The sequence below is a fragment of the Acinetobacter sp. P37 genome, from assembly GCF_057480965.1.
On the sequence record NZ_JBLIYY010000001.1, the window covers coordinates 131793 to 158669 of the forward strand.

Here is a 26877-nt window from a genome sequence, read left to right on the forward strand (position 1 = left end):
CATAATTATTTACGCAATTTAAATGTTGATTCAAGGGACTCAATTTGAGACTGCATATGATCAAGTCGTTTGACCAATTGGGTCAATGGCACATCTGCTAATTGTTTAAAGCGGATTGCTGCCTTTTTCCAAGAGCCACTTTCAAGCATTGGCGTACCTGAAGAATAACTACCAGCAACGGAAATACTTTTTGTGACCATTGACATACCGGTAATTGTCACATTATCTGCAATATTAATGTGACCTACGATACCAACAGCCCCTGCTAGCACACAATTTTTGCCAATAGTTGTACTACCGGCAATACCACATTTCGCAGCCATTGCTGTATTTGCACCAACTTTGACGTTATGTGCGATTTGCACAAGGTTATCAATAATGACACCATCTTCCAAAATTGTGTCATCTAAAGCACCACGGTCGATACTACAATTTGAACCAATACGCACATCATTCCCGATGCGTACAGAACCTAATTGAGCAATACGATGCCATTTCCCTTGATAAGGTGCAAAACCAAACCCTTCACCACCGATCACCGTATTTGCATGGATACGTACACGATCACCTAACTTGGCTTCACCAGTAATTGTCACATGCGAATCGATAAAACAATCTTTACCAATTTCAACACCATGATCAATCTTCACTTGTGATTCAATGCGAGTTCCATCACCCACCACACTATTCGCACCAATCACCACATAATGCCCAATATAAGCAGTATCAGAAATGATTGCGGAAGGATGAATTTGGGCAGTACTTTCAATTCCTGTTTCTACAGATTTTTTTTCAAAAACATGCGTTAGAATAGCGAAAGCCAGATACGGATTGGGTACAACAATGAAGTTTTGCTGTGAAGGGATTTGTGACTGCATGTCTGCAGTCACAATCAGCGCACCAGCCTGAGACTGTTGAGCTTCATTCAGATATTTATCTGCGTTTAAAAATGCAAGCTGATGCGGTTGAGCACTCTCTAGACTTGCCATTCCACTGAATTGCAAGTCTAGCTGACCAATACATTGACCTTGAACAAGTTGAGCAAGCTTTTCTAAACTGAATTTTTGAGAACTCATTGATTATTTAATTGCATTAACCTTTTGAATCATTTTATCAGTTAAATCAAACTTAGGGTCATACGCAAGTGCTGAATTTTTATTCAAAACAACATCTAACTTATTTTCTGTGCGCAATTGTTCTGCAACTTGCTTGATTCGAGTATCCATCGTGCGATTTAAGGACTGAATATTCCCTTGAACCGAAGCTTGAACTTTTTGCTGTAAATCAGTCAGCTCTTTAAGTTTAGCTTGATACTGTTGACCCATTTGCTGCTTTTGCGCAGCAGTCAACTTATCACCACCTTGCTGAGCTTTTTGTTGCATTGCTTCCAGCTCTTTAGCAAGTGATTCAATTTTAGTGGTTTGTGGTTTCAATTGCTGTTGAATTTGAGCATTTTGTTGTTTTAGATAAGCGCTTTGATCCACCACATTTTCTAAATCAACCACACCGTAACCTGCTGCATGTACCACAGCAGAACATGACATACCCAATACGGCCAAACCAGCAAATAATTTATTCATCTTATCAACCTGTAATTTTGTTATTCCCCGAAGGGTCGTACTTAGAACGTACGACCAATCTCGAATTGAATTTCTTTTGTTTCATCGCCAGCTTTGTCATTAAGCGGGAATGCATAACTGAGTGAAATTGGACCAATCATCGTGATCCAAGTAAAGCCAGCACCCACGCTATAACGCATATTGTTCGTGTCGAAACCAAAGTTATCTTTACAATATTTCTTCGCATCAATACCTTTATCGTCCAACTCACCTGTTAAATATAATTTCCCCTCAGGAACATCACATTGCGTGTCGAAAACTTGCGCACCTTCGGCAAACAATACTGGACGAACTTGACGAGCCCAATCTCCTTTAAATGGCACAGGTAAAACTAATTCCGCACCAAATTGTACTAAGGCGTTACCACCAACCTCTTCAGGGTCATAATCAATTTTGTGCGATTCATTATAAGTTACACCTGGATATTTTGGACCTAAAGTACTGTTGTCATAGCCACGGACCGAACCAAAACCACCAGCATAGAAGTTTTTATAGAATGGTAGATCATTACCGTAGCCTAACTTACCATAGCCACGTAAAACAAAGTCTTTGCCCAACGGGAAGAAAGCTTGAACATCATATGTTGCTTTTTGATACTCAACATCACTACCAGGTAATGCAACCTCTGCATTAATACGATGTGACATGCCCGATGTTGGGAATACTGGACGGTTTAAAGTGTTGTAAGACCAACCAAGATTAAGATTATATGTTAAAAAATCACCAGAAAACTCATCATCAAATCCTGTAAAACCAATGTCTTCATTTGCTGAGTTTCTACATAACTTTTTAAAATACTCATCTTCTTTATCAGTAGGTTTTTCAAGGTTAGGATTTGCAGCTAAATCAAGATCCCACTGTGAAGAAGTATTGCCCGATGAACAATATTCGCCTTGCCCTTTTGGCTTACCACCATGTGCTAACAAGTAGTCACGAACATATGTAGAAACATATGGACCTGTTGTCACTTCGGTATTATCAATATTCAAACCCATACTGATACTTTGGTTTTCATCGATCGGATAACCAAAGTTGATACCACCACCAAAACTGTCTGTAATATAGTTGTTAACGTTATAGTCGTTATCTAACTTGGTTTTACGGTAGTACATGTTATAACCGCGGCGCACACCATCAATAGTGAAGTATGGGTCAGTTACACTGAGGTTGTAGTAATCTTGAGTCTCTGAACGAGACAAATCGATAGAAACTGCATTACCTGTACCCAAGAAGTTGGTTTGACTCAAACCTGCTTGGAAAGTTACACCACCACTTTGTGAGAAACCAACAGCTAAAGTACTTGTACCCGAATGCTGCTCTTCAACATTCACGTTTAAATCAATTTGATCTGGCGTGCCCGGAATACGTGCAGGCTTAACATCAACGGTTTTAAAGAAACCAGTACGTTCTAAACGCACTTTAGACAAATCAATTTTTTCGTTACTTGCTAAGGCGCCTTCCATTTGACGCATTTCACGACGTAAAACTTCATCAGCTGTTTTCGAGTTACCTGTGAAATTAATACGGCGAACAGTGACTTGCTGACCCGGATTCACATAGTAATTTAAATCAACCAATTTGGTGTCTTTATTAATTTCAGGAACAATGTTCACTTCTGCAAAGTAGTAACCTGCGTTACCGTATTTACGAAGTAAAAGCTGTTTCACACCATTCACTTTTTCTTGTGAATATAAATCGCCATCTTTATAGAGTTTTAAAGCGTTTAAATCAGTTTGCGTATAAAGCGTATCACCTAAGAAATGGGTTTCACCAAATTTAAATTGTTCACCTTCATCCACCGAAACTTCGATAAAGACGTGTTTTTTATCTTCACTCAAATTTAGACTTGAATTGGTAATGTTGAAGTTGATGTAACCTTTGTTGAGATACATCGCACGTAACGCTTCTAAACTCGCAGCCATCTTTTCACGTGCATAGCGGTCATTACGAGAAATGATCGAGTTCCAACCACTTTCTTTTAATGCAAAAATTTGTTTAATTTCGCTTTCTTTAAAGACCGTATTACCAATGATATTAATATCAAATACTTTGGCAGATTGACCTTCTTCAAACTCGATTAAGACATTTACACGGTTATTCGGTTGAGCGGTTGTAATAACTTTTACATCAGCATCGTAGCGACCTTGCTGCATGTACTGTTGTTCTAATTCAGTTTCAACCGTTTGCAAAGATGATTTCTTTAAAACTTCACCTTCGGACAGACCCATTTTCTTTAAGCCTTCTTCCAAGGCTTCTTTAGGAATAAGTTTATTGCCTTTTAGCTCAACTTTAGAAATTACTGGGCGTTCAACCACTGTATATACAAGGGTATTACCGACTTGTGAAGACTTCACATCATCAAACAAACCCGACGCAAACATGCTACGAATTGAGTTTGAAATGATTTGATCATTGACACGATCACCAGCGGAGAATGGGATCATTCCGGCTACATTGTCAGGAGTTAAACGCACTAAGCCATCAACACGAATATCTTGTACTACAAAATCATCTGCTGCATATACTTGTTGTGCTACGGCCATAGCACTAACCAGTGCCAATGGCATAAATAAATGTTTGTGCTGCATGCCAGTCTTTTCCGCTGTTAATTTATTTCGTATAACGTTCTTATAAACGCATAATGTCATTGAATAGAGCCAGTAGCATCATGCTACCCAGCAATACCATACCAATTTTTAATCCAACCAATTGTATTTGTTCAGAAACAGGTTTACCACGAATTAATTCAATAAAATAGTAAATTAAATGACCGCCATCGAGCATAGGAATCGGTAGTAAATTTAAAATACCCAAACTTACACTCATCAGTGCCATAAATGAAATGAAGGTTTGCCACCCCATTTCAGCACTTTGTCCAGCCACTTTCGCAATAGTAATCGGACCAGATAAATTATCTAAACCAACCAAACCACGCACCATTTTTACAATAGAATTCAGGATCATACTAGATATCTGACCTGTTTTTTCTACCGCTTTGCCCATCGCCTCTACAGGCGTGTATTGAATGGTTTGTTTGTATTCGGCTGGAATATTGACTTTACCCGGATCACTTTGTACACCTAAAAGCCCTGTGACTTTACCCATTTGGTCACGCTTACCTTGCGGCATCACGCTTAAATGCACAATTTTATTTTGTCGTAAAACATCAATTTTAAGTAACTTTTCTGGAGAAGCTTGTACAACTTGTACAACATCAAACCAGTCTTTCATTTTTACGCCATCGATCGAAACAATTCGATCACCCACCTGCATCCCTTGGCGTATTGCTGCACCATCTTCGCTAAGCTTTGAAACCACTGCAGGAATTTCAGGACGATACGGTGTAAAACCTAAAACATCGAGTGGTGACTGAGTTTGATCACGTAAGAAACTTTGAATCGGTAAACTGAAGTTTTGAATTTGCCCTGCTCGTTCAGCTTGAATTTGAATATTGCCAGTTTCACCTACACGATCAACCAAGGCATAATTCAAGCGCTCCCAAGTGGATACTTGAGTGCCATCTACGGCAGTAATTTTATCACCAGACTGCATTTGCGCAGCTGCTGCAGGCGTATTCGGTAAAATTTTACCTACGCGCGTATTGAGCTGTTCCTGAGCTGGTAAAAATAAAATCCAAAACAACACTACTGCAAAAGCCAAGTTAATGAGTGGCCCTGCCGCAACAATTGCAATACGTTTCCAAGGGTGTTGTCGGTTAAATGCTTTTGGTAAGTCTTCTGCTGCGACATCACCTTCGCGTTCATCCAACATTTTGACATAACCACCCAGTGGCAATGCAGACAGTTGATATTGAATACCTGATTTCTTCGACGTCCACTTGAGCAGTGTTGGGCCAAAACCAATCGAATACACCAAAACCTTTACGCCCAGTTTACGTGCAACGAAATAATGCCCAAATTCATGAATCGCTATCAGCGGTCCAAGTAGCAATATTGCTGCAATAATCATAAACAAGGCATTCATGTCTTAACTTCCTGAATTCAATACTGCTTTTTCAGCAACCATACGTGCCGATTTATCTGCATGCAAAATAACATCAATATTATTTGCAGCTGAGTTTTCAACTTGCCCCAACACATGTTCCACAATTTGAGGGATTTGAGTAAAGCCAATTTTCTCATGCAAAAATGCTGCCACGGCGATTTCATTGGCTGCATTTAAAATCGTAGGAGCTAAGCCCCCAGCCTTCATGGCTTGACGTGCTAATTTTAGTGCTGGGAATCGCTGTATATCAGGCTGTTCAAAGTTTAACTGTGAATGAACAAATAAATCTAATGGAGGCACATGTGTTTGAATACGCTTCGGCCATGCTAATGCATGAGCAATAGGCGTACACATATCAGGATTACCCATTTGCGCCAAAGTCGAACCATCTACATATTGAACCATTGAATGAATGATACTCTGTGGATGGACAACAACTGTTACAAATTGTTCTTCAACTGCAAAAAGATGACAGGCTTCGATCAATTCCAAGCCTTTATTCATCAGCGTTGCAGAATCAACAGAAATTTTTTGCCCCATCGACCAGTTTGGATGCTTACAGGCTTGGGCAGGCGTCACACTTTGCAATTCTTCTAAACTATGATGCAAAAATGGACCACCAGATGCGGTGAGTAAAATCTGTTTGACACCCAATTTTGGCTGACCATGACGCTCACCTTGTAGATAAGTTTCAGGCAAGCATTGGAAGATTGCATTATGTTCAGAATCGACCGGCAGTAACAAAGCATTATTTTCACGTGCGGTCTGAATCATGATGTCACCCGACATTACCAGCGCTTCTTTATTTGCCAGTAAGACACGCTTACCTGCTTTCGCAGCAGCCAATGTCGGTAGCAATCCTGCCGCACCCACAATAGCGGCCATGACCACATCAACCTGTGGATGTTCTGCTACTGCGATTAATCCTGCTTCATCATGCAGGATTTCAATATCAGTTAATTTTTCAGCTACGAGTAATTGGCGCAGTTCATCCACTTTATTGTATGGAACAACTGCGATTTTCGGTCGATATTGTTTGCATATTTCGACAAGTTCAACAATTCGGCTATGTGCAGTGACTGCAAAAACTGAATACTCTTCGGGGTGCTGTTGCAGAATCTTTAAAGTACTTTGACCAATGGATCCTGTTACACCCAATATACAAACAGATTGTGACATCTATAAATCTACGCCAATTAATTTTAAAACATACATACCTGCCGCAAAGATAGGTGCTGCAGCAAGCAACGAGTCAATACGATCCAGCACACCACCATGTCCGGGAAGAATACGACCAGAATCTTTGATCCCTGCACGACGCTTGATCATCGATTCAAATAAATCACCAAGTACTGAACTAAATACTGTTATTACTGAAAGTATTAAAAATAAAATATGTTCAGCGATGCTTAAATCAAGATAAATAATTTCAACAACAATAACAATTAGCATTGCAGTGAATAGACCGCCATATAAACCTTCGATCGATTTATTTGGGCTCACATCTGGTGCAAGTTTTTTCTTACCAAATTTACGTCCCACGAAGTATGCACCACTGTCTGCCCCCCATACCAACAGGAACAGATACATGAGCCACCAAGGTGAGTTCATCCACACAGAAAAAATAGCAGTTACCGCAGCAGGAACTAAGACTAAACCAATACCACTCAGACTCGGGTTATACCAGTTATCGTAATCAGGATAAGACTTCACCCAATATACACTTAAGATCCAAGTAAAGATTGAAGCTGCCCAAAGCAGCAATGCAACATCAGTAAAATGCAATGCTAGTGCTGAAAGAATAGCAGTGACTAGACCATAGCCCCAAGCGAAAGGTTTAATCACATTTTGTGTATTACGCGGCATGAGTTTAAACCACTCATAACCAGCGACAGCTGATGCAATAATCATCAGCACAAGCATTGGGTATTTAGACTCGGTTGCAAACATGCAACTCAATACAACTGAAACCAGTACCAATGCGGTTATTATCCGCTCTAACATTTATTTATTCTCAAACTGCTCTTGTTGAATCTGCTCTGAGGTCTTACCAAAACGACGTTCACGACCACCAAATACTGCTAGTGCGTTATCAAATTCTTCAATGGTAAATTCAGGCCATAATGTCTGGGTAAAATAAAGTTCTGCATACGCAGCTTGCCAAAGCAAGAAGTTCGAAAGACGGAAATCACCACCTGTACGAATTAACAAATCTACCGGAGGTAGATCACTTAAACTGACATATTGACCGAAGACTTCAGCATCCACTGCTTCAAGATTTATTTTGTTAGTTAAAACATCTGCTGCGATTTGTTTTGCAGCCTGTGCCATATCCCACATACCACCGTAACTAATTGCAATAGTTAAAGTCATGCTGTCGAAATTAGCAGTCCTTTGTTCGGCTTGCAACATTAAGTCACGTAAGTTAGGAGATAAACGAGAACGATCACCAATAAAACGTAGGGAAATGTTAAATTTTTCCATGCGTGGCAACTGTTCATGAATGGTTTCTTCAAGAAGAGCCATCAACAAATCAACCTCAAACTGAGGACGATTCCAATTTTCACTCGAAAAAGCAAAAACCGTCAGTGCTTGGATATTTCTTTTACGACAATGTTCAACGATGGGATCTAGGATGTCCTTTCCAGAACGATGCCCTTCACCTTTTTGCATTTGATTCTTTTTGGCAAAACGATTGTTACCATCCATAATGATGGCAACATGTTTTGGAAGACGGGAAGTTTCTTCAGATGAGGTCATTAAAACTTAGACCTTCATCAATTCAGCTTCTTTTGCAGCCAGACGTTTTTCAACTTCAGCAACGAATTTGTCTGTGATTTTTTGAATGTCATCACCCGCACGACGCTCATCATCTTCAGAAATTTCTTTTTCTTTCAACAATGCTTTGATATCACCTAAAACATCACGACGGATGTTACGGATCGCAACTTTTGCATTTTCAGCTTCGTTACGTGCAACTTTCTGCATGTCTTTACGTGTTTCTTCTGTCAATGCGGCCATAGGAACACGGATGGCATCAGCAGTAATCGGGTTTAAGCCCAAGTCAGATTCACGGATTGCTTTATCAATTGCAGCAACCATTGAACGTTCAAAAGGCTGAACAAGTAAAGTACGAGAATCTTCTACACCCACGTTCGCTACTTGGTTTAATGGCACATCAGAGCCATAGTAAGGAACCATAACACCATTTAAAATTGATGGGTGCGCGCGCCCTGTACGAACTTTAGCAAAACCATGCTCTAGAGAATCTAGAGATTTGTTCATACGGTCTTCTGCGTCTTTTTTAAGATCGTTAATCATGTGATCTTCCTTACTTAATTCGAAAAGATGTAAATTCTAAAATAGCTTGTAGTATAAAGAGCTTTAGGGCCCACGTACATTAGTTCGTAACGTGAGTACCCTCTTTTTCACCCATTACCACTGAAAGCAATGAACCTGATTTGTTCATATCAAATACTTGAAGTGGAACGTTGTGGTCACGGCACAAGCAGATCGCTGTTAAATCCATCACACCCAGTTTTTCATCTAAAACTTGGTCAAATGTTAATGCATCGTATTTCACTGCATCTTCATATTTGCTTGGATCTTTGTTGTATACGCCATCAACTTTCGTCGCTTTAAGAATAAGATTGGCTTCAATCTCGATACCGCGTAAGCATGCTGCTGTATCTGTCGTAAAGAATGGGTTACCCGTACCTGCGACAAATACACATACTTCGCCACGAGTTAAATGACGAATTGCATCACGGCTAGAATATGATTCAACCACAGCACCAATAGGTAAAGCTGACATTAGACGAGTTTTGATATTACGACGTACCAAAGCATCACGAAGTGCCAAACCGTTCATCACAGTGGCCAACATACCCATTTGGTCACCTGTTACACGGCCAACCAAACCATCTTTTTGTAATTGGCTACCACGGTAAAGGTTACCACCACCGACAACGATACCCACTTGAACACCCAAACCAACAAGGTGCGCAATTGCGAGTGACATTTGATCGAGCACTTGTGCATCGATACCCATCTCTTTATTGCCCGCTAAAGCTTCACCTGAAAGCTTAAGCAGGATGCGACCAAAACGTGGTTTTTTAGAATCAAGCATCATCAACTCCGAATTATTTAATTTCAATTATTTTTAATGAATCGTTTAAGCAGACTTAACCGAGATTAGTTTTGCAAATAAGTCATATTCATCTGCATCTGTGATTTCTACTTCAAGTAAATCACCTGCTTTAATCACTGACTTATCGATATCTTCAACAAAAACATTACCATCAATTTCAGGGGCATCTGCATAAGAACGCGCAACAGCAACTGGGAACTCTTCTTCAAGATCATCCACAAGTACTGTCATTTTCTGACCGATACGGCTTTGCAATTTCGCAGCAGAGATTTCTTGCTGAACTTGCATGAAACGTTCATAACGCTCTTGTTTGATTTCTTCAGGCACATGATCTGGCAAATCATTTGCAGTCGCGCCTTCAACTGGTGAGTAAGTAAAACAACCCACACGATCAAGCTGCGCTTCTTTTAACCAATCAAGCAACATTTGGAAGTCTTCTTCAGTTTCACCCGGGAAGCCCACAACAAATGTAGAACGAATCACAAGATCAGGACATTTCTCACGCCAAACTTTTAAACGTTCCAGTGTATTTTCACTGTGCGCAGGACGTTTCATGAGTTTTAAAATCTTAGGACTTGCATGTTGGAATGGAATATCCAAATAAGGCAAAATTTTGCCTTGCGCCATTAAGTCAATCACAGCATCCACATGTGGATATGGATATACATAGTGCAGACGCACCCAGATACCCAATTGACCCAATGCTTCACACATGTCATAGAATTTGGTTTTAACGGGCTGACCGTTCCAGAAGTCCAATTTGTATTTGGTGTCTACGCCATAAGCCGATGTATCTTGAGAAATCACAAGGACTTCTTTTACGCCTGCTTTTTTCAGCGCTTGAGCTTCAGTCAATACTGAACCTACTGGACGAGAAACCAAATCACCACGCATGCTTGGGATGATGCAGAATGTGCAACGGTGATTACAACCTTCTGAAATCTTCAAATAAGCATAATGTTTTGGTGTTAAACGAATACCTTGTTCAGGTACTAGATCAATAAACGGATTGTGTTTCGGTGGCTCAGGCACGTATTCGTGCACAGCTTCCATCACTTCTTGATATGCCGCAGCACCTGTCACTTTTAAGACATTTGGGTGCATTTGGCGAATTTTATCTTCGTCTTTACCTAAACAACCAGTCACAATTACGCGACCGTTTGAACTCATCGCTTCGCCAATGGCATCTAGCGACTCTTGTACTGCAGATTCAATAAAACCACAGGTATTTACAACTACTAAATCGGCACCATCATAATCTGATGCTACATCATAACCTTCAGTCTTTAACTGAGTTAAAATTCGTTCGGAATCTACCAATGCCTTAGGACAACCTAAAGAAACAAAACCGACTTTGGGGGATTTCATGAATCTGCGCTCCACTATAATCCGCGTATTGTATGTCTTTTCAAAACATAAAAACAGGTGAAAAGACCACTCTTTATATCACGCACCAAAATAATGCTATAAATTCATCCATATAATTTCATTTGCACCATTTTAATGCATTTTATATTTACAGCCTGTTTTTAATCGGCTATACACTTTATTTAAAGTCTTAAATAAGCGCATTTATTCAAATAAGCATCAAAACTTAGCGTATTTCTCAAATAGTTGGCTTATATCTTGCATAACTTGCATCAATTCGAACCTTATTAGATTGAACGATTTGCTTTATGAAGATGCCATTGCGCCATTTTAAGACAGGAACCTCTCGCTAATGGATCAGACTATGACGATTGATTACCGGCTTTTAGTGGATAATTTAACCACTGCCATTTTATTGGTCGATAGCAACCTGAATATTTTTTATTTAAATTCATCTTGTGAAGCGCTTTTTGACATCAGCTTACTTCGTGCATCAGGTCAGCCTGTATTAAATTTACTCCATATGCCCGATGATGAATTCAATACGCATGATGCATTAATGAATACATTAACTTCTGGTCAACACTATACGCGCCGAGAAGCAACGATTAATGTCAACTTTAAAGACATTCATGTCGATTACACTGTGTCACAGCTCAACTCTGGCAAACCCTACCACCCGTTGCTATTGATTGAACTGAATCAAATCGACCGGATGTTGAAAATCTCTAAAGAAGAAAACCTGATTCAACAACATCAAGTTGCACGACAACTGATTCGTGGTGTTGCTCATGAAATTAAAAATCCACTCGGTGGTATCCGTGGGGCGACACAACTTTTAGCGCGTAGCTTAAATGATCCGAAGTACAGTGAATTCACCGACATTATTATTAGTGAAGTGGATCGATTAAGAAATCTTGCTGACACCATGCTGGGTTCAAGACAATTGCCAAGTTACGAGCCAGTCAATGTGCATGAACCACTTGAACGTGTCCGTTCACTGATCGTCAACCAAACCAAAAAGAAAATTAAGATCACCCGTGATTACGACCTTTCGTTACCGGATGTTTTAGCAGATCGTGATCAATTGATTCAGGTCATGCTGAATATCAGTGTAAATGCCGTTCAGGCGATGACGGAAAATAAAGAGTTCTTTGTTGAGCATCAACCAGAACTCACTTTGCGCACACGTATTCAACGTTTAGTCACCATCAACGGTGTATTAAAACGTTCTGCGGTACGCATTGACATCGAGGACAATGGACCGGGTGTACCACAAGAAATATTAGAATCCGTATTTTACCCTTTAGTGACAGGACGAGCGAAAGGCACAGGTCTCGGCCTTAGCATTGCACAAAATATTATGCATCAACATAACGGAATGATTGAATGCCAATCAGTTCCTGGAAAAACAGTATTTAGCCTATATTTACCTTGGGAGTCAGATCATGTCGCGTAATAAGATTTGGGTCATCGATGATGATCGCGCCATGCGTTGGGTGCTGGAAAAAACATTCAAAGAAGAAGGTTTTGATGTTACCAGTTTTGAAGAAGCACAATCCGCTTTAGATCAGTTAAGTGTCGATGCGCCAGATGTTATTTTGACGGACATCCGTATGCCGGGTATTGATGGACTGACCTTTTTAGGCAAAGTCAAAGGCAACTACCCTGACTTACCTGTAATTATCATGACCGCACATTCAGATTTAGAATCTGCTGTGTCGAGCTATCAAACGGGTGCTTTTGAATATCTACCAAAACCTTTTGATATTGATGAAGCTTTAGCACTTGTAAACCGTGCAATTTTGCATATTGCCAAATTACAACAACAAGAATCTGCTAAAACCATTCAACCGATTCAATCTACAGAGATTATTGGTGAATCACCTGCTATGCAGGAAGTCTTCCGTGCCATTGGTCGTCTTTCTCAATCACACATTACTGTATTAATTAATGGTGAATCAGGCACGGGTAAAGAATTGGTTGCGCATGCGTTGCACAAACACTCACCACGTGGCAATAAGCCATTTATTGCCCTCAACATGGCAGCAATTCCAAAAGATTTGATCGAAACTGAATTATTTGGTCATGAAAAAGGAGCGTTCACCGGTGCCAACACACAGCGTCAAGGGCGTTTCGAACAAGCCAATGGCGGGACTCTTTTCCTTGATGAAATTGGTGACATGCCATTTGAAACCCAAACACGTTTACTGCGTGTTTTAGCGGATGGCGAATTCTACCGAGTCGGTGGTCACATCCCAGTCAAGGTGGATGTCCGTATCGTTGCAGCGACACACCAAGACTTAGAAAAATTAGTACATGAAGGTCGCTTCCGTGAAGACTTGTACCACCGTCTAAACGTGATTCGTATTCATATTCCAAAACTTGCACATCGTAGTGAAGATATTCCGATGCTTGCACAACACTTCCTTGCAAGTGCAGGTAAAGAACTTGGGGTAAGTCCGAAGATTCTGCGTCCTGAAACGCAAGAATACATGCAAAAACTGCCATGGCAAGGTAATGTGCGTCAGCTTGAAAATACCTGTCGTTGGTTAACGGTTATGATCACAGGCCGTGAAGTTTATCCAGAAGATTTACCTTCTGAATTAAAACAGATTCCAATTCAAGGTACAGATGGCAACCCTTCTGCTCAAGGGATTGATCGCATCGGTGTGCATCATTGGGATGAATTACTTGGTCAATGGGCCGTACAAAAACTGAAAAACGGTGAGATGAAAATTCTCGACATTGCCACACCAATGTTTGAACGCACCCTCATCAATGCTGCACTACAGCAAACACGTGGGCGTAAGCGCCATGCAGCAGAACTTTTAGGTTGGGGTCGCAACACTTTAACCCGTAAACTCAAAGAACTTGGTATGGACAGTGCCGAAGATGATGTCGAAGAAGAATTAGAAAGTTAATTTTCTGATTTTCATTAAAAAAGCCAGTCACTTGACTGGCTTTTTTATTTTGAGATTTTTTAGCAATATTTTATGCCGTAAAGCCAACATAACGTGAATAACCTTCCACCCCTAAATCAGACTTATAAATGAGAAACTCAGGGAAGCTCGAGGAGGTAATTTCAGTAAACATATGATACTGATCATCATTAGCATGCAAGTCATCGACTGTATGCTGCATAGTTTGCTCAAATTCATCGGTAATAAACTCAAAACCAATATCCATTGCAATAAACAGCACATGCTCACATGGCTGCACATACTGTTCTTCTGACCAATCAATCACTTGCTGCTGGCAATGTGGACACTGAATGTTATCTGACGGAGAAATATCAAGTTCGATCAATTGATAAGACATAAAAGTAAATTTATTCATAAATATTAGATTTATTCTAACAAAACTTAGTTTCAGCTAAAGATATTTATTCAATAAAAAAGGAGCCGTAGCTCCTTTAAATATGACTGGTTTTGACTATTTCTTGAGGGATGACTTATAGGCTGACAATGCAGCCACCGCGATAGCCGACAAAGCAATACCCGGCGCACTTGCAATTAAAATACCTGTCGTTCCTAGACCTAGCGCCAAAATCTTGCCTGTAAGTAATGGACCTGTCATTGCACCCAAACGCCCCCATGAAATTGCACTCCCCACACCTGTCACTTTCCCAGCTGGTGTATAGAAAATTGGGGAGATCCCATACAAAATCGATTGACCGCCTGTAGAGAAAATTCCGCCCATGATGCCTGCCGCAATGAGTACAGGAATGGAATTTGTTGTAAACAGCACAAACAATGCCACAAACAAACCTGAATAGATAATCACTGCCATTTGCCATAATTTTAGGCGATCCAGCAAGTAGCCTAAACCCAGCGTACCAATCACTGCGCCCACTTGGAACATCAACATGATCATAAAAGCTTGTTGCTTTTCTAATCCTTGCTCCATGAGCAAGTTAGGCAACCAACTGATCAGAATATAGTTCACCATTAAGGTAAAGAAGAAACTCAGCCAAAGCGGCAATGTATACTTATAACGCTGTTCAGCAAAAAGGATTTGCCCCATCGGTGGAACCGTTTCCTTGGTTTCTGCCTGAACTTTTTCTGTACGCTTATCTTTTAAGATAATCGCCATGAATGGAATCAAGATTAAAGGCGTTAAACCACCAATTAAAAATAGTGTATGCCATGAGATATCTTTAAAGACAATACCCAAGCCAGCAACAAAGATTGCACCTACGGGTAAGCCACAGTACATCAAACTATTTAAGCGCCCACGGTTAGCATCCGTCGCTTCATCACCCACCACCGAGATCATCGTTGGCATCGCAGCACCCAAACCTAAACCTGTAAAGAATCGTGCGATATATAAAATTTCAATACTTGGTGCAACTGCCGTAATCGACATAAATACACCGAAGATAAAAATCGACAGCATCAGGACTTTCTTCTGTCCCAAATAGTCAGCGACACGCCCCCCAAAGAACGCGCCAAATAACATACCAAACACACCTAAGCTAAACACATAACCCATTTGCACCTGATCTAAGGAAAATGTCGCTGCGATTCCTTTTGCTGCGATACCGGGTGCTTGTAGGTCAAAACCTTCAAAAAATGCCACCCAGAAACACAAAAATACTGTTAGAAATTTTTGCATTTTTCCCGATTGTTGATTTGCCATAATCGAACTCCATTCATGTAGCGTAAACCCACTTGTACGCCATGCCCTGAAGTTTCGGCTTTATTGGGTAGAATAAATACCACTACAAAGGTCGGAATTCACACGACCAAAAGCCCACCATTAAGACCTAAAACTTTGTATATCAATAGTTTTTAGATCTTATTTTTTGTATTTATAATTAATTATCAATCACTTAGATTTATGAAAGGTTTTAATAATCAAACCATAGCTAAAACTAATGATGATCAAAATATTCATTTAATCCGATCAAATAGCAACAGCCAATAATTTATTGGCAATAAAAAACCCGCAACTGAGCGGGTTTTTTATTTAACTCAAAATCTTATGCAGATTTTTTCGCTTGGTTATTCTTACGGATAGTAATCATCACCAATTGAACAGCCGCAGGTGTTACACCTGGAATACGACTTGCTTGTGCCAATGTTTCAGGCAATACATTTTTCAGCTTCATGGTGATTTCACGTGAAAGACCAGAAACTACATCGTAATCAAAATCAGCAGGAATACGTGTATCTTCCAAACGTTTCATTTGCGCAACGTCTTCTTGCTGACGGTTAATATAACCCGCATATTTCACAGCAATTTCAATTTGCTCTCCAACAAATGCTGAAACTTCTGAACCAGTCAATTCAGCAATTTGCGCAAAGTTGATATTTGGACGTTTTAACAAATCAATTGCATTGGTTTCTTTAGACAGGTCATCACCAGTCATTTCAACGAATTTTTTGCCTAGTGGATTGTTTGGCGCTGCCCAAAGGTGTTGTAAACGACCTTTTTCAGTTTCAACAGCTTCCATTTTTTGGCAGAACGAATCCCAACGCGCATCATCCACAAGACCCATTTCACGGCCAATTGCAGTTAAACGCTGATCCGCATTGTCTTCACGCAACATCAAACGGTATTCCGCACGTGACGTGAACATACGGTACGGTTCTTTAGTACCGAGAGTAATCAAGTCATCAACCAACACGCCCATGTACGCTTCATCACGTTTTGGTGTCCATTGCTCTTGATCCCATGCACGACGTGCTGCGTTTAAGCCTGCAAGCAAACCTTGCGCTCCCGCTTCTTCATAACCTGTTGTACCGTTAATTTGACCTGCAAAATACAGATTATTAATCGATTTGGTTTCTAAAGAAAATTTCAATGATTGTGGATTGAAATAGTCGTACTCAATCGCATAACCCGGACGCAAAATGTGCGCATTTTCCATACCACGAATCGAGCGAACCAATTCAAATTGAACGTCGAATGGTAAAGAAGTTGAAATACCGTTTGGATAAAGCTCATGTGTGTCCAAACCTTCAGGTTCCAAGAACACTTGATGCGAATCTTTATCGGCAAATTTATGAATTTTATCTTCAATCGATGGGCAATAACGTGGACCCACACCTTCAATCACACCGGTATACATTGGTGAACGGTCTAAGCCGCCACGAATGATATCGTGAGTTTTCTCGTTGGTATGTGTGATATAGCAATTGATTTGCTCAGGATGCATCGACGCATCACCCATGAATGACATAGTCGGAGATGGGAAATCACCCGGCTGTGGCGTCATCACAGAGAAATCAACTGATCGCGCATCGATACGTGGCGGTGTACCTGTTTTTAAACGACCTACAGGTAAGTTCAATTCACGAAGGCGCGCAGCCAATGAAATTGAAGGAGGATCGCCCGCACGACCGCCTGAAGCATTATTTAGACCTACGTGGATCACTCCACCCAAGAATGTACCTGTAGTTAATACAACAGTTTTCGCATCAAAGCGAATACCCATTTGGGTGACTACACCTTTAACGGTATCACCTTCAACAATAAGGTCATCAGCTGCTTGTTGGAAAATATCCAAATTCGCCTGGTTTTCTAAAGTATGACGAATCGCAGCTTTAAAACGTACACGGTCAGCTTGGGCACGAGTCGCTCGTACTGCTGCACCTTTACGTGAGTTTAAAATACGGAATTGAATACCACCTTTGTCGGCAGCCAATGCCATTGCACCACCAAGCGCATCAATTTCACGTACTAAATGTGATTTACCAATACCACCTATGGCTGGGTTACAGCTCATCTGCCCTAAAGTCTCAATATTATGAGTTAAGAGTAAAGTCTGTCGACCCATACGTGCCGCAGCAAGAGCTGCCTCAGTACCCGCGTGACCGCCGCCGATAACAATGACATCGTAAACTTTAGGATAATGCATAGTGGTAAAGGAGATTAAAAAAGAATGACGGAAGATTATAGCAAAAATTCATCGATAAGTTGACTGATTAACTCGATTTTATTGTTATTGGCTACTGTTTTGTGCCTATATATTCTTTATGAACATACATACTTTGCATATTCCACATAAAAATATACATTTCTCAAGCAAATGTTACTCGAAGATTGTTGTTTTATTCTGATGATTTTTTATTCTGTTATAGATCCCATGAGAATCATAAGGACTATAAGCATGAATAAGAATATTTTGCTATCCACGGTTTTATGCGGTTTATGTTTATCACCACTTGCTGCCTCAGCCAATGATAAAGTTGAGAAAGTGTATGATGCACAGCGATATCAACAAGTCTGTAAAGGTAAAAGCCAAGGCGCTCAAGTATCATTTGCCTATCGCGGTATTATCTGGAATGGTACCTGCGAACCACAATTTTTTAGCTCTTCCAAAAATGCAAATCTTCATGGCGAAGAAGCCGAATTATTAAGCACATGTAGTGCAGATGCAAAAGCAACTACTGCAACGATTAATGGACAAGAAATTAAAGGAAAATGTGCTTTAGGGTTCACTCCTCCTCGTCCTAAATAAACAGTTGTCGATGAAAATATCGACCAATTAACAGATCAAAAATAAAGCGGGTAAAACATCAGTTTTTACTCGCTTTTATTTATTGCTTATTTATTAAACTGAGATAAACTCAAAAACACTATAAGGATAAAAATATCAGGAAATTCCATGGATTCGGGATTATTTGCATTTTTTCTACCCATCGCTTTAGCCATTATGATGATGGGTTTGGGGCTTGAACTTTCAGTCAAAGACTTTTTACGCGTTGGACGCTATCCAAAAGTTATTTTCATCGCTTTATTTACTCAGCTTATTCTACTGACCAGTATTGCTTTTTTCCTGTGTAAGTTGCTGGAGTTACCCCCTTTACTCGCGGTCGGGCTCATGTTGCTTGCGGCTTCACCCGGCGGCCCCACTGCTAACCTTTTTAGCTACCTATATAAAGGTGATATTGCTTTAAACATTAGCTTAACGGCCATTAACTCAGTTGTATCGTGCTTTACATTGCCTTTTATCGTCAATCTATCCATTTTGCATTTTGTTGGTGAAAGTACCAGTATTGGTATGCCTATCGATAAGATCACCCATGTATTTCTGATTATTTTGATACCGGTATGTTTCGGTATGTTTATTCGTAACTCCTTTCCGACCATTGCATATCACATCAACAAGCCGATGCGAATGTTGTCTATTTTCTTATTAATTCTTATCTTTACACTCGCAGTTTTGCGTGAACAATCCAACATTATTACGTATTTTGCCAGCGTCGGCATTGCAACCTGTTTACTCTGTTTCAGTGGACTATTTTTGGGTTACTTAATTCCATTCCTCTCGGGTGTGCCTGAAAAACAGGCTCGTGCGTGTACCTTTGAGATTGGCATTCATAACACCAGTATCGCCCTAACCATCGCACTGAGTGTGCTTGAAAACACCACAGTCGCAATACCTGCCGGTGTTTATTCTATTTTTATGTATTTATTGGCAACCTTATTTGGTTTTATTTTGACACGCCGTGGCAGCCACCTAATTCAACAAGTGAAAACCTAAACTATTTTTCAAACGTAATCACCATAAGGACTTTGGTGAAAAACCATTAAATATGCTCAAGGAGAATAAATACGATGGATTCTGGAATTATTACGGTTCTTTTGCCATTAGCACTGGCCTTTATTATGATCGGGCTTGGGCTAGAACTTACCCCCAAAGATTTCGCACGTGTCACCAAACATCCTAAAGCCGTGTTGATCGCATTATTTTGCCAACTCGTGTTGCTTGTCGGTATCGCCTTTCTACTATGTAAACTGTTAGCATTACCAGCACTGCTTGCTGTCGGCTTGATGCTACTCGCAGCCTCACCTGGTGGTAGCACAGCTAACTTATTTAGCTATCTATTTAAAGGTGACTTGGCTTTAAATATTACCCTGACCGCCATCAACTCTGTCATTGCAGCATTAACCCTTCCATTGATCGTGAATTTTTCGATCATGCACTTCATGCAAGAAGGGCAACAAATCAGTCTACAGTTTGGAAAAATCCTCCAAGTTTTCGGCATCATTATCATCCCAGTCTGTATAGGTATGCTGCTTCGTCACTATGCACCTAAACTGACTGAGAAACTGCATAAACCACTCCGTATCTTTGCTGTGGTCTTTCTCATCTTAATTATTATCGGTGCTATTTACTCTGAACGACATAATATTGCGGCTTATCTAACCCAAGTTGGCTTAGCAACGGTTCTATTCTGTATTTTCAGCTTATGTATCGGTTATTTTGTTCCGAGACTATTTGGCATCAATAGTGCTCAGGCACGTGCATGTGCATTTGAAATCGGGATTCATAACAGCACGCTAGCCATGACCATCGCCTTAACAGTGATGGCAAGCTCGGCCGTTGCAATGCCTGCGGCGGTTTATTCAATCTTTATGTACATCTTTGCCGCTGTATTTGGCTTCCTAATTACACGTTTCGCACCGATCTCGACAACGACAACAGAAACAATTAAAAGTTAAGTCGCTGAAAAGTTAAAAGGATGCCACGTGCATCCTTTTATTTTTTGTCAATTTTGATAATCGCTAGCTGCAAGTTGCCGAGTTCCGTTACAATAGCTTTTTATAAAACTCATTTAGGTTATGTCCGTGAAGTGGTTACAAATTCATATTACTGTTGAAAAAGCTCAAGTTGATTACACTGAAACACTGCTCAGTTCTTTAGGTGCAGTCAGTGTCACGCTAGATGATGCAGAAAATCAGGATTTACTTGAACCACTTCCAGGTGAAACACCACTTTGGAATAAAGTGATCGTTACTGGTATCTATGCACAAGAAGATGATGAAGAAATTGATGTTGCTGCATTAGAAACATTTATTAAAGCTCAACTTCCTGATGCGCCAATGCGTAGCGAATTCATCGAAGACCAAGAATGGGAACGCACATGGATGGATGCTTACGAGCCTATTCAAATTGGTGAAAAATACTGGATCGTACCAGAATGGATGGAAGCGCCAGAAGCAGACGCTGTAAACATCAAACTAGACCCAGGTCTGGCTTTTGGTACTGGTAACCACGCATCAACATTCTTATGCCTACAATGGTTAGGTAAAGTTGATCTAAAGGATAAAATCGTAATCGACTACGGTTGTGGTTCTGGTATTTTAGGTGTTGCCGCTTTACTTTTGGGTGCAAAAAAAGTTTATGCCACTGATATTGACCCACAAGCCGTTTTAGCAACACAACAAAATGCCGAATTGAATGGTGTACTGGAAAATTTGTATGTAGGCCTACCTGAAGAGTTCAACCAAGAACTCGCTGGACAAAAAGCCGATGTGTTTGTTGCCAATATTCTTGCAGGCCCTCTAATGGCCTTGGCTGCAGAATTCTCAACTTTAATTAAATCTGAGGGCGAGTTCGCACTTGCAGGTGTAATTGAAGAGCAAGTTTCTGATGTTTCTAGTGTTTATTCTGAATTTTTTGATATATTAGACGTAGAAAAACGTGACGAAACATGGTGCCGAATTTCGGGTAAACGCCAACAGTATTAAAATTTAAAATGTGTACTTATGAGCGACAAATTAACTAACTGCCCAACTTGTTTTACAACATATAAAGTAACTGTTCCGCAGCTTACTGTCGCTCAGGGCATGGTTTGTTGCCCAAAGTGCTCTACATCTTTTAATGCACTGTCTCATTTGGTGGTAGATAAAGCGTTGTCTTTTTCTACCCCTGAGCCAGAAAATGCGCCGCAAAAAAATACCAATACTATTATTAATGTCAGCGAATTTAATAATACGCTTACGCCAGTGACTGTTGAAGAAACACCAACCCACCATTTATTAAAACTATTTGATCAAAAAGTCGAAAACTCTAATATCGATCTAAAAACTTATTTAAATAACTTAAATTATTTCAGCACCGAACCAATCGGCAACCTTCCTGCAGTAAATTGGGCAGAACAGGCTGAAAAGGATAAAAAACGTACCCCACTGAACTATTTTATGTGGTTCTGTATTAATGCCTTCTTATTTGGTGCACTTATATTCCAGTTTTTCTGGTTCAATCCTCAATATTTAAAAAATAGTCCAGTGATGGGTGCTGCATTTACTGCGGTCTGTGATGTATTCAATTGTTCACGTCTCGAAGAACACTACAGTTTAATTAGTACCAAAAAAGTCAAAATTCGTAGCATTGGAAATAATGAAACACGTTTTACTGGTGAAATGATCAATTTTCATGACCGTAGCCTTGCCTTACCCAATATGAAAATTTCACTAAAAGAAAATGGTACTGAAATAGCAAACTATACGCTTTTACCTGAAGAATATTTGGACAAAAGTCTGCATGGCATCCAACGGATCCCAAAAAGTAGTCCTTTTAAATTCCAATTTAGCCTACCAATTGCACGCAAAAGCTTCGATAATTATTCAATTGAGTTGATTCGCCCCTAATATTGGAAAAAACTATTAAAAAAGTAAAAAAAACATAAAAAAAATGCAGTTTTCTTGCTCACTTTTTCCTAGACAATGGTATGATACGCGCCACGAAAGCTTTGTGCTGCAAACTCCTCGCTAATTTTTCACAACAAATACAATCCCAACCGTGCGCTTTAATATTTATTGCGTATTGAGTAGATTTTTTGTTTGTTTTTTAGGCTGTAACAATTATTAATCTATTGTTACGCTTATTTTTCGAACAATTTCGCGAGTTGTGTCAAGCTACAAGTAATGTACAAGTTTTAGAACTCCGCATTAGGAACTAAAACGGAGTTCATTCAAGTTTATAGACCACTTTTAACAAATCACTTTACCCAAGTGATATTTGATTTTTCGGATTAATTCGCATGAATAGCAAATCTCCTATTTTTACTGCACAATCTGATGTCGCTCTTCGTATTCACGTAGATCGCGCAGTTCGCCACTACTTTGCACAATTGCAAGGCGAGCAACCATCTCAGGTATACGATATGGTGCTGGCGGAAATGGAGAAGCCTCTTCTATCTGTAGTTCTTGAATATACACGTGGTAATCAAACCCGCGCTGCTGAGATTCTCGGCTTAAACCGTGGTACTTTACGTAAAAAGTTGAAAGCTCACGGTTTAATGAGTGAATAAATGATAAAATGCTTGCGGCTTCCGCAGGCATTTTTTTTAACCTGCATTTTGCTAATTTTGTTTTAATCTGTTCCTTGAAAACTGTGACGAAGATCATGACTATTAAACGCGCTTTAATCTCTGTGTCTGACAAGACTGGAATTGTTGAATTTGCACAAGAACTTGCTGCTCTAGGGGTAGAAATTTTATCTACTGGCGGAACATACAAATTGTTGAAAGACAATAATGTTGCCGTAGTTGAAGTTTCAGAGCACACAGGTTTCCCAGAGATGATGGACGGCCGTGTAAAAACGCTACATCCGAAAATTCATGGTGGTATCTTAGCTCGTCGCGGTCTAGACGAAGCTGTGATGGCTGAACACAACATCGATGCAATCGATTTAGTTGTTGTTAACCTTTATCCTTTCGCTGCGACTGTGGCTAAACCGAACTGCTCACTTGCTGATGCGATTGAAAATATCGACATCGGTGGTCCGACTATGGTTCGTGCTGCTGCGAAAAACCATGCATCTGTAGGTATCGTAGTAAATGCATCTGACTATGCAACTGTTGTTGAAGAGTTAAAAGCTGAAGGCGCATTATCACATGCAACTCGTTTTGACCTTGCGGTTAAAGCATTTGAACATACTGCACAGTATGACGGCATGATTGCATCTTACTTAGGCGCTCGCGTAGGTAAGGAAGAAGGTCAAGCAGATAAATTTGCACGTACATTCAACACGCAATTAAATAAAGTCCAAGATCTTCGTTACGGTGAAAACCCACATCAATCTGCTGCTTTCTATGTAGAAGACACAGCGACTGAAGCATCAGTTTCTACTGCGAAACAGCTTCAAGGTAAAGAACTCTCTTATAACAACATCGCAGACACTGACGCAGCACTTGAATGTGTTAAATCATTCGCTAAACCTGCTTGTGTAATCGTTAAACACGCAAACCCATGTGGCGTAGCAGTATCTTTAGACGGCATCCAAGCGGCTTATGACCTTGCATACGCAACAGATCCTGAATCTGCATTCGGCGGCATCATTGCATTCAACCGTGAATTAGACGTTGCAACTGCCCAAGCAATTGTTGACCGTCAATTTGTTGAAGTGATCATTGCTCCAAGCGTTGCTGAAGGCGTGCTAGAAGTAACTGGCGCGAAGAAAAACGTACGTGTATTAGTATGTGGTGAGCTTCCTGCAATTACAGAACGTAAAGCTCAGTTAGATTACAAACGTGTAAATGGCGGTTTGTTGGTTCAAGACCAAGACTTAGGCATGATCACGAAAGATGACCTTAAAGTTGTGACTAAACGTGCGCCAACTGAAGCAGAAATTGATGACTTAATCTTTGCTTGGAAAGTTGCGAAATACGTTAAGTCTAACGCGATTGTTTATGCAAAAGGTCGTCAAACCATTGGTGTGGGCGCAGGTCAAATGAGCCGCGTTAACTCTGCTCGTATTGCAGCAATTAAAGCTGAACATGCTGGTTTAGTGGTTGAAGGTGCGGTAATGGCATCTGACGCATTCTTCCCATTCCGTGATGGCATTGATAACGCTGCAAAAGCGGGCATCAAATGCATTATCCAACCGGGTGGTTCTATGCGTGATGAAGAAACAATTGCTGCAGCTGATGAAGCGGGTATTGCAATGGTCTTCACTGGCATGCGTCATTTCCGTCACTAAGTTGGCAACGTGATCATGACAATTAAGCACAGTTTTTTGCTTAATACACTAGATTTATAATCTTGCATAAAGTCCTCTCCTGCTTTCAGGTTGAGGACTTTATGTCATTTTCGATTCATGGAGTATGAACCGATGAATATTTTAGTTTTGGGTAATGGCGGTCGTGAACATGCGCTTGCATGGAAAATCGCACAAGATGACAAAGTCGCAAAAGTATTTGTAGCACCGGGTAATGCGGGTTCTGCAACTGAAAATAAATGCGAAAATGTTTCCTTAAATATTTTAGACAACGCTGCGATTATCGACTTTGCTAAAAACAATGCGGTGGATTTAATCGTGGTTGGCCCTGAAGCACCGCTTGTAAATGGTGTTGTGGATGCTTGCCGTGAAGCGGGTGTAAAAATTTGGGGTCCAACGAAGTTTGCTGCGCAGCTTGAAGGCTCTAAAGCTTTTGCGAAGCATTTCTTAAAACGCCACAACATTCCAACTGCTTTTTATGATGTATTTACAGAAGTAGATGCAGCGAAAGCATTTGTTGAAAAAAATGGTGCACCAATCGTAATCAAGGCAGATGGTCTTGCTGCGGGTAAAGGCGTAATTGTTGCCATGACCAATCAAGAAGCATTTGATGCGATTGATGATATGCTTGCAGGCAACAAATTTGGCGATGCTGGCTCACGTGTAGTAATCGAAGAATTTCTTGCAGGTGAAGAAGCATCTTTCATTTGTATGATTGATGGCGACAACATTTTGCCAATGGCAACGTCTCAAGATCACAAGCGTATCTTTGAAGGCGACCAAGGTCCAAACACGGGTGGTATGGGTGCTTACTCTCCTGCGCCTGTTGTGACTGCTGACGTATTTGAAAAAACCATGAATGAAGTGATGCGTCCTACCGTTGAAGGTATGAAAAAAGACGGTCATGTTTATACAGGTTTCTTATACGCAGGCTTAATGATTGACGAACAAGGTCAACCTAAAGTGATCGAGTTCAACTGTCGTTTTGGTGACCCTGAAACTCAGCCAATCATGATGCGTTTAAAATCATCTTTGGTTGATTTAGTTGAAGCTGGGATTGCGGGTAACTTACCTGCGGAAGCTGAATGGGATGAGCGCAAAACTGTAGGCATCGTGCTTGCATCTAAGGGCTACCCTGAAACTTCTAGCAATGGTGATTTAATTTCAGGTTTAGACACTGAAATGGCGGATGCGAAAGTGTTCCATGCTGGTACTAAAGCACTTGAAAATGGTGAAATTGTAACTGCTGGCGGTCGTGTACTTTGTGTGACTGCGCTTGGTAACACCATTGGCGAAGCGCAAGCGAAAGCTTTAGAGCTTTGCCAAAAAGTAACGTTTGACGGCGTTCAATACCGTAAAGATATTGGTTACCGTGCAATTGCTCGTGAAAATGCTTAATTTAAATTAAGTTCCAAAAACCCACTTAGGTGGGTTTTTTATGCCAAAATGAAATCAATTGTTATTATTTAAATAAAAAAATATGAATGATGAGGAAAAATTTCCTCTAAAACTCAAATTGATTGTGGAACTTTGTACAGCAAAAGACATTCAAGATTGGACTGAAGCTACGATCTCAAAAGACATCCATAACGAGTTTGCACTTAATTTCTGCTTTATGGAATCAGCAGATAAAATTGAGAAATATTTTATTGAACTTAATCCCCAATTATTAAATATCAATACAGAAAATATCGCTTTTTCCATTTTAGAAGAATATATCCAAAAGAAGTTGCCTATAACTTTTGATCATCAATACGAATACCATCTTCACAATTTAATTTTTCTTTCAGAATATCTCCATGAAGTAGGTAATTACATACAAGAAGGCTCTTTATACTCCCATATCATTATTTATGATGATTTAATCCAATGTAAAACCAATGATGAGTCAATTCAGCGCATATATTTAGAACTTTGTACCTTCCTCAACAGGTGGGTTATTTCAGCGTCAAATATTATCCAGCAAAATGATATAAGCAATTAATACTGAAACATTA

24 protein-coding genes are annotated in these 26877 nt (G+C 40.1%); 11 read left to right on the top strand and 13 right to left on the bottom strand.

Going from position 1 to position 26877, the window contains the following annotated elements:
- Positions 1-5: 5 nt before the first annotated feature.
- From lpxD to rimO, 10 genes are all read right to left on the bottom strand, one after another.
- Complete coding sequence (lpxD, locus tag AC25JC_RS00755) at positions 6-1076, bottom strand: UDP-3-O-(3-hydroxymyristoyl)glucosamine N-acyltransferase (RefSeq protein WP_180115181.1); 1071 nt, start codon at positions 1074-1076, stop codon at positions 6-8.
- A gap of 3 nt (positions 1077-1079) precedes the next feature.
- Positions 1080-1580, bottom strand: coding sequence for an OmpH/Skp family outer membrane protein (locus tag AC25JC_RS00760; RefSeq protein ID WP_486923273.1), 501 nt, complete (start codon positions 1578-1580; stop codon positions 1080-1082).
- 41 nt (positions 1581-1621) lie between these two features.
- Positions 1622-4267, bottom strand: coding sequence for an outer membrane protein assembly factor BamA (gene bamA / locus AC25JC_RS00765; protein WP_486923274.1), 2646 nt, complete (start codon positions 4265-4267; stop codon positions 1622-1624).
- The gene (gene rseP / locus AC25JC_RS00770) at positions 4248-5603 is read right to left on the bottom strand and encodes an RIP metalloprotease RseP (protein ID WP_078193531.1); all 1356 of its coding nucleotides are present in this window, start codon (positions 5601-5603) and stop codon (positions 4248-4250) included. Before rseP ends, bamA begins: the two co-directional genes overlap by 20 nt.
- A 3-nt stretch (positions 5604-5606) precedes the next feature.
- Positions 5607-6803, bottom strand: coding sequence for a 1-deoxy-D-xylulose-5-phosphate reductoisomerase (gene ispC, locus AC25JC_RS00775; RefSeq protein ID WP_486923275.1), 1197 nt, complete (start codon positions 6801-6803; stop codon positions 5607-5609).
- Positions 6804-7628, bottom strand: coding sequence for a phosphatidate cytidylyltransferase (locus tag AC25JC_RS00780; RefSeq protein WP_078193533.1), 825 nt, complete (start codon positions 7626-7628; stop codon positions 6804-6806). It lies immediately after the preceding gene.
- Positions 7629-8384, bottom strand: a complete 756-nt coding sequence (gene uppS / locus AC25JC_RS00785; RefSeq protein WP_486923276.1) for a polyprenyl diphosphate synthase — start codon at positions 8382-8384, stop codon at positions 7629-7631.
- 6 nt (positions 8385-8390) lie between these two features.
- Positions 8391-8945, bottom strand: a complete 555-nt coding sequence (gene frr / locus AC25JC_RS00790) for a ribosome recycling factor (protein ID WP_078188724.1) — start codon at positions 8943-8945, stop codon at positions 8391-8393.
- 79 nt (positions 8946-9024) lie between these two features.
- Complete coding sequence (gene pyrH, locus AC25JC_RS00795; protein ID WP_078193535.1) at positions 9025-9753, bottom strand: UMP kinase; 729 nt, start codon at positions 9751-9753, stop codon at positions 9025-9027.
- Positions 9754-9798: 45 nt separating this feature from the next.
- On the bottom strand, positions 9799-11142 hold the full coding sequence (gene rimO, locus AC25JC_RS00800) for a 30S ribosomal protein S12 methylthiotransferase RimO (RefSeq protein ID WP_111883759.1): 1344 nt from the start codon (positions 11140-11142) through the stop codon (positions 9799-9801).
- 352 nt (positions 11143-11494) lie between these two features.
- Between rimO and glnL the strand changes: the two genes are divergently transcribed.
- Together glnL and glnG are read left to right on the top strand one after the other, a co-directional pair.
- Complete coding sequence (glnL, locus tag AC25JC_RS00805; RefSeq protein WP_078188727.1) at positions 11495-12601, top strand: nitrogen regulation protein NR(II); 1107 nt, start codon at positions 11495-11497, stop codon at positions 12599-12601.
- Positions 12591-14066 (top strand): nitrogen regulation protein NR(I), encoded by a 1476-nt coding sequence (glnG, locus tag AC25JC_RS00810; protein WP_180115185.1) that lies wholly within the window; start codon positions 12591-12593, stop codon positions 14064-14066. Before glnL ends, glnG begins: the two co-directional genes overlap by 11 nt.
- Positions 14067-14136: 70 nt before the next feature.
- On the opposite strand, the gene AC25JC_RS00815 is transcribed toward glnG, so the two are convergent.
- From AC25JC_RS00815 to mnmG, 3 genes are all read right to left on the bottom strand, one after another.
- Positions 14137-14463: a hypothetical protein gene (locus AC25JC_RS00815; RefSeq protein ID WP_180115439.1), complete on the bottom strand. Its 327-nt coding sequence runs from the start codon at positions 14461-14463 to the stop codon at positions 14137-14139.
- Between the two features lie 114 nt (positions 14464-14577).
- Positions 14578-15783: a 3-(3-hydroxy-phenyl)propionate transporter MhpT gene (gene mhpT / locus AC25JC_RS00820; protein WP_180010134.1), complete on the bottom strand. Its 1206-nt coding sequence runs from the start codon at positions 15781-15783 to the stop codon at positions 14578-14580.
- Positions 15784-16126: 343 nt separating this feature from the next.
- Positions 16127-18007 carry a tRNA uridine-5-carboxymethylaminomethyl(34) synthesis enzyme MnmG gene (gene mnmG / locus AC25JC_RS00825; RefSeq protein ID WP_180027015.1) on the bottom strand — a complete coding sequence of 627 codons (1881 nt, stop codon included), beginning with the start codon at positions 18005-18007 and terminating at the stop codon, positions 16127-16129.
- Between the two features lie 252 nt (positions 18008-18259).
- Here mnmG and AC25JC_RS00830 point away from each other — a divergent pair, with 252 nt between their 5' ends.
- The 9 genes from AC25JC_RS00830 (at position 18260) to AC25JC_RS00870 (ending at position 26864) form a co-directional block, all read left to right on the top strand.
- Entirely contained in the window at positions 18260-18610 is a 351-nt protein-coding gene (locus AC25JC_RS00830; RefSeq protein WP_078188731.1) for a hypothetical protein, read from the top strand.
- Between the two features lie 147 nt (positions 18611-18757).
- On the top strand, positions 18758-19636 hold the full coding sequence (locus AC25JC_RS00835) for a bile acid:sodium symporter family protein (protein ID WP_180109717.1): 879 nt from the start codon (positions 18758-18760) through the stop codon (positions 19634-19636).
- A 74-nt stretch (positions 19637-19710) separates the two neighbouring features.
- Entirely contained in the window at positions 19711-20598 is an 888-nt protein-coding gene (locus tag AC25JC_RS00840) for a bile acid:sodium symporter family protein (RefSeq protein ID WP_486923277.1), read from the top strand.
- 126 nt (positions 20599-20724) lie between these two features.
- Positions 20725-21627 carry a 50S ribosomal protein L11 methyltransferase gene (gene prmA, locus AC25JC_RS00845; protein ID WP_180021694.1) on the top strand — a complete coding sequence of 301 codons (903 nt, stop codon included), beginning with the start codon at positions 20725-20727 and terminating at the stop codon, positions 21625-21627.
- A gap of 18 nt (positions 21628-21645) precedes the next feature.
- On the top strand, positions 21646-22530 hold the full coding sequence (locus AC25JC_RS00850; protein ID WP_180048907.1) for a DUF3426 domain-containing protein: 885 nt from the start codon (positions 21646-21648) through the stop codon (positions 22528-22530).
- 392 nt (positions 22531-22922) lie between these two features.
- Entirely contained in the window at positions 22923-23192 is a 270-nt protein-coding gene (gene fis / locus AC25JC_RS00855; protein ID WP_001086304.1) for a DNA-binding transcriptional regulator Fis, read from the top strand.
- A gap of 95 nt (positions 23193-23287) precedes the next feature.
- Complete coding sequence (purH, locus tag AC25JC_RS00860) at positions 23288-24862, top strand: bifunctional phosphoribosylaminoimidazolecarboxamide formyltransferase/IMP cyclohydrolase (protein WP_486923278.1); 1575 nt, start codon at positions 23288-23290, stop codon at positions 24860-24862.
- Between the two features lie 132 nt (positions 24863-24994).
- Positions 24995-26278 carry a phosphoribosylamine--glycine ligase gene (gene purD, locus AC25JC_RS00865; RefSeq protein ID WP_486923279.1) on the top strand — a complete coding sequence of 428 codons (1284 nt, stop codon included), beginning with the start codon at positions 24995-24997 and terminating at the stop codon, positions 26276-26278.
- Between the two features lie 82 nt (positions 26279-26360).
- Positions 26361-26864 carry a hypothetical protein gene (locus AC25JC_RS00870; protein WP_249706411.1) on the top strand — a complete coding sequence of 168 codons (504 nt, stop codon included), beginning with the start codon at positions 26361-26363 and terminating at the stop codon, positions 26862-26864.
- The last annotated feature ends 13 nt before the right edge of the window (positions 26865-26877 follow it).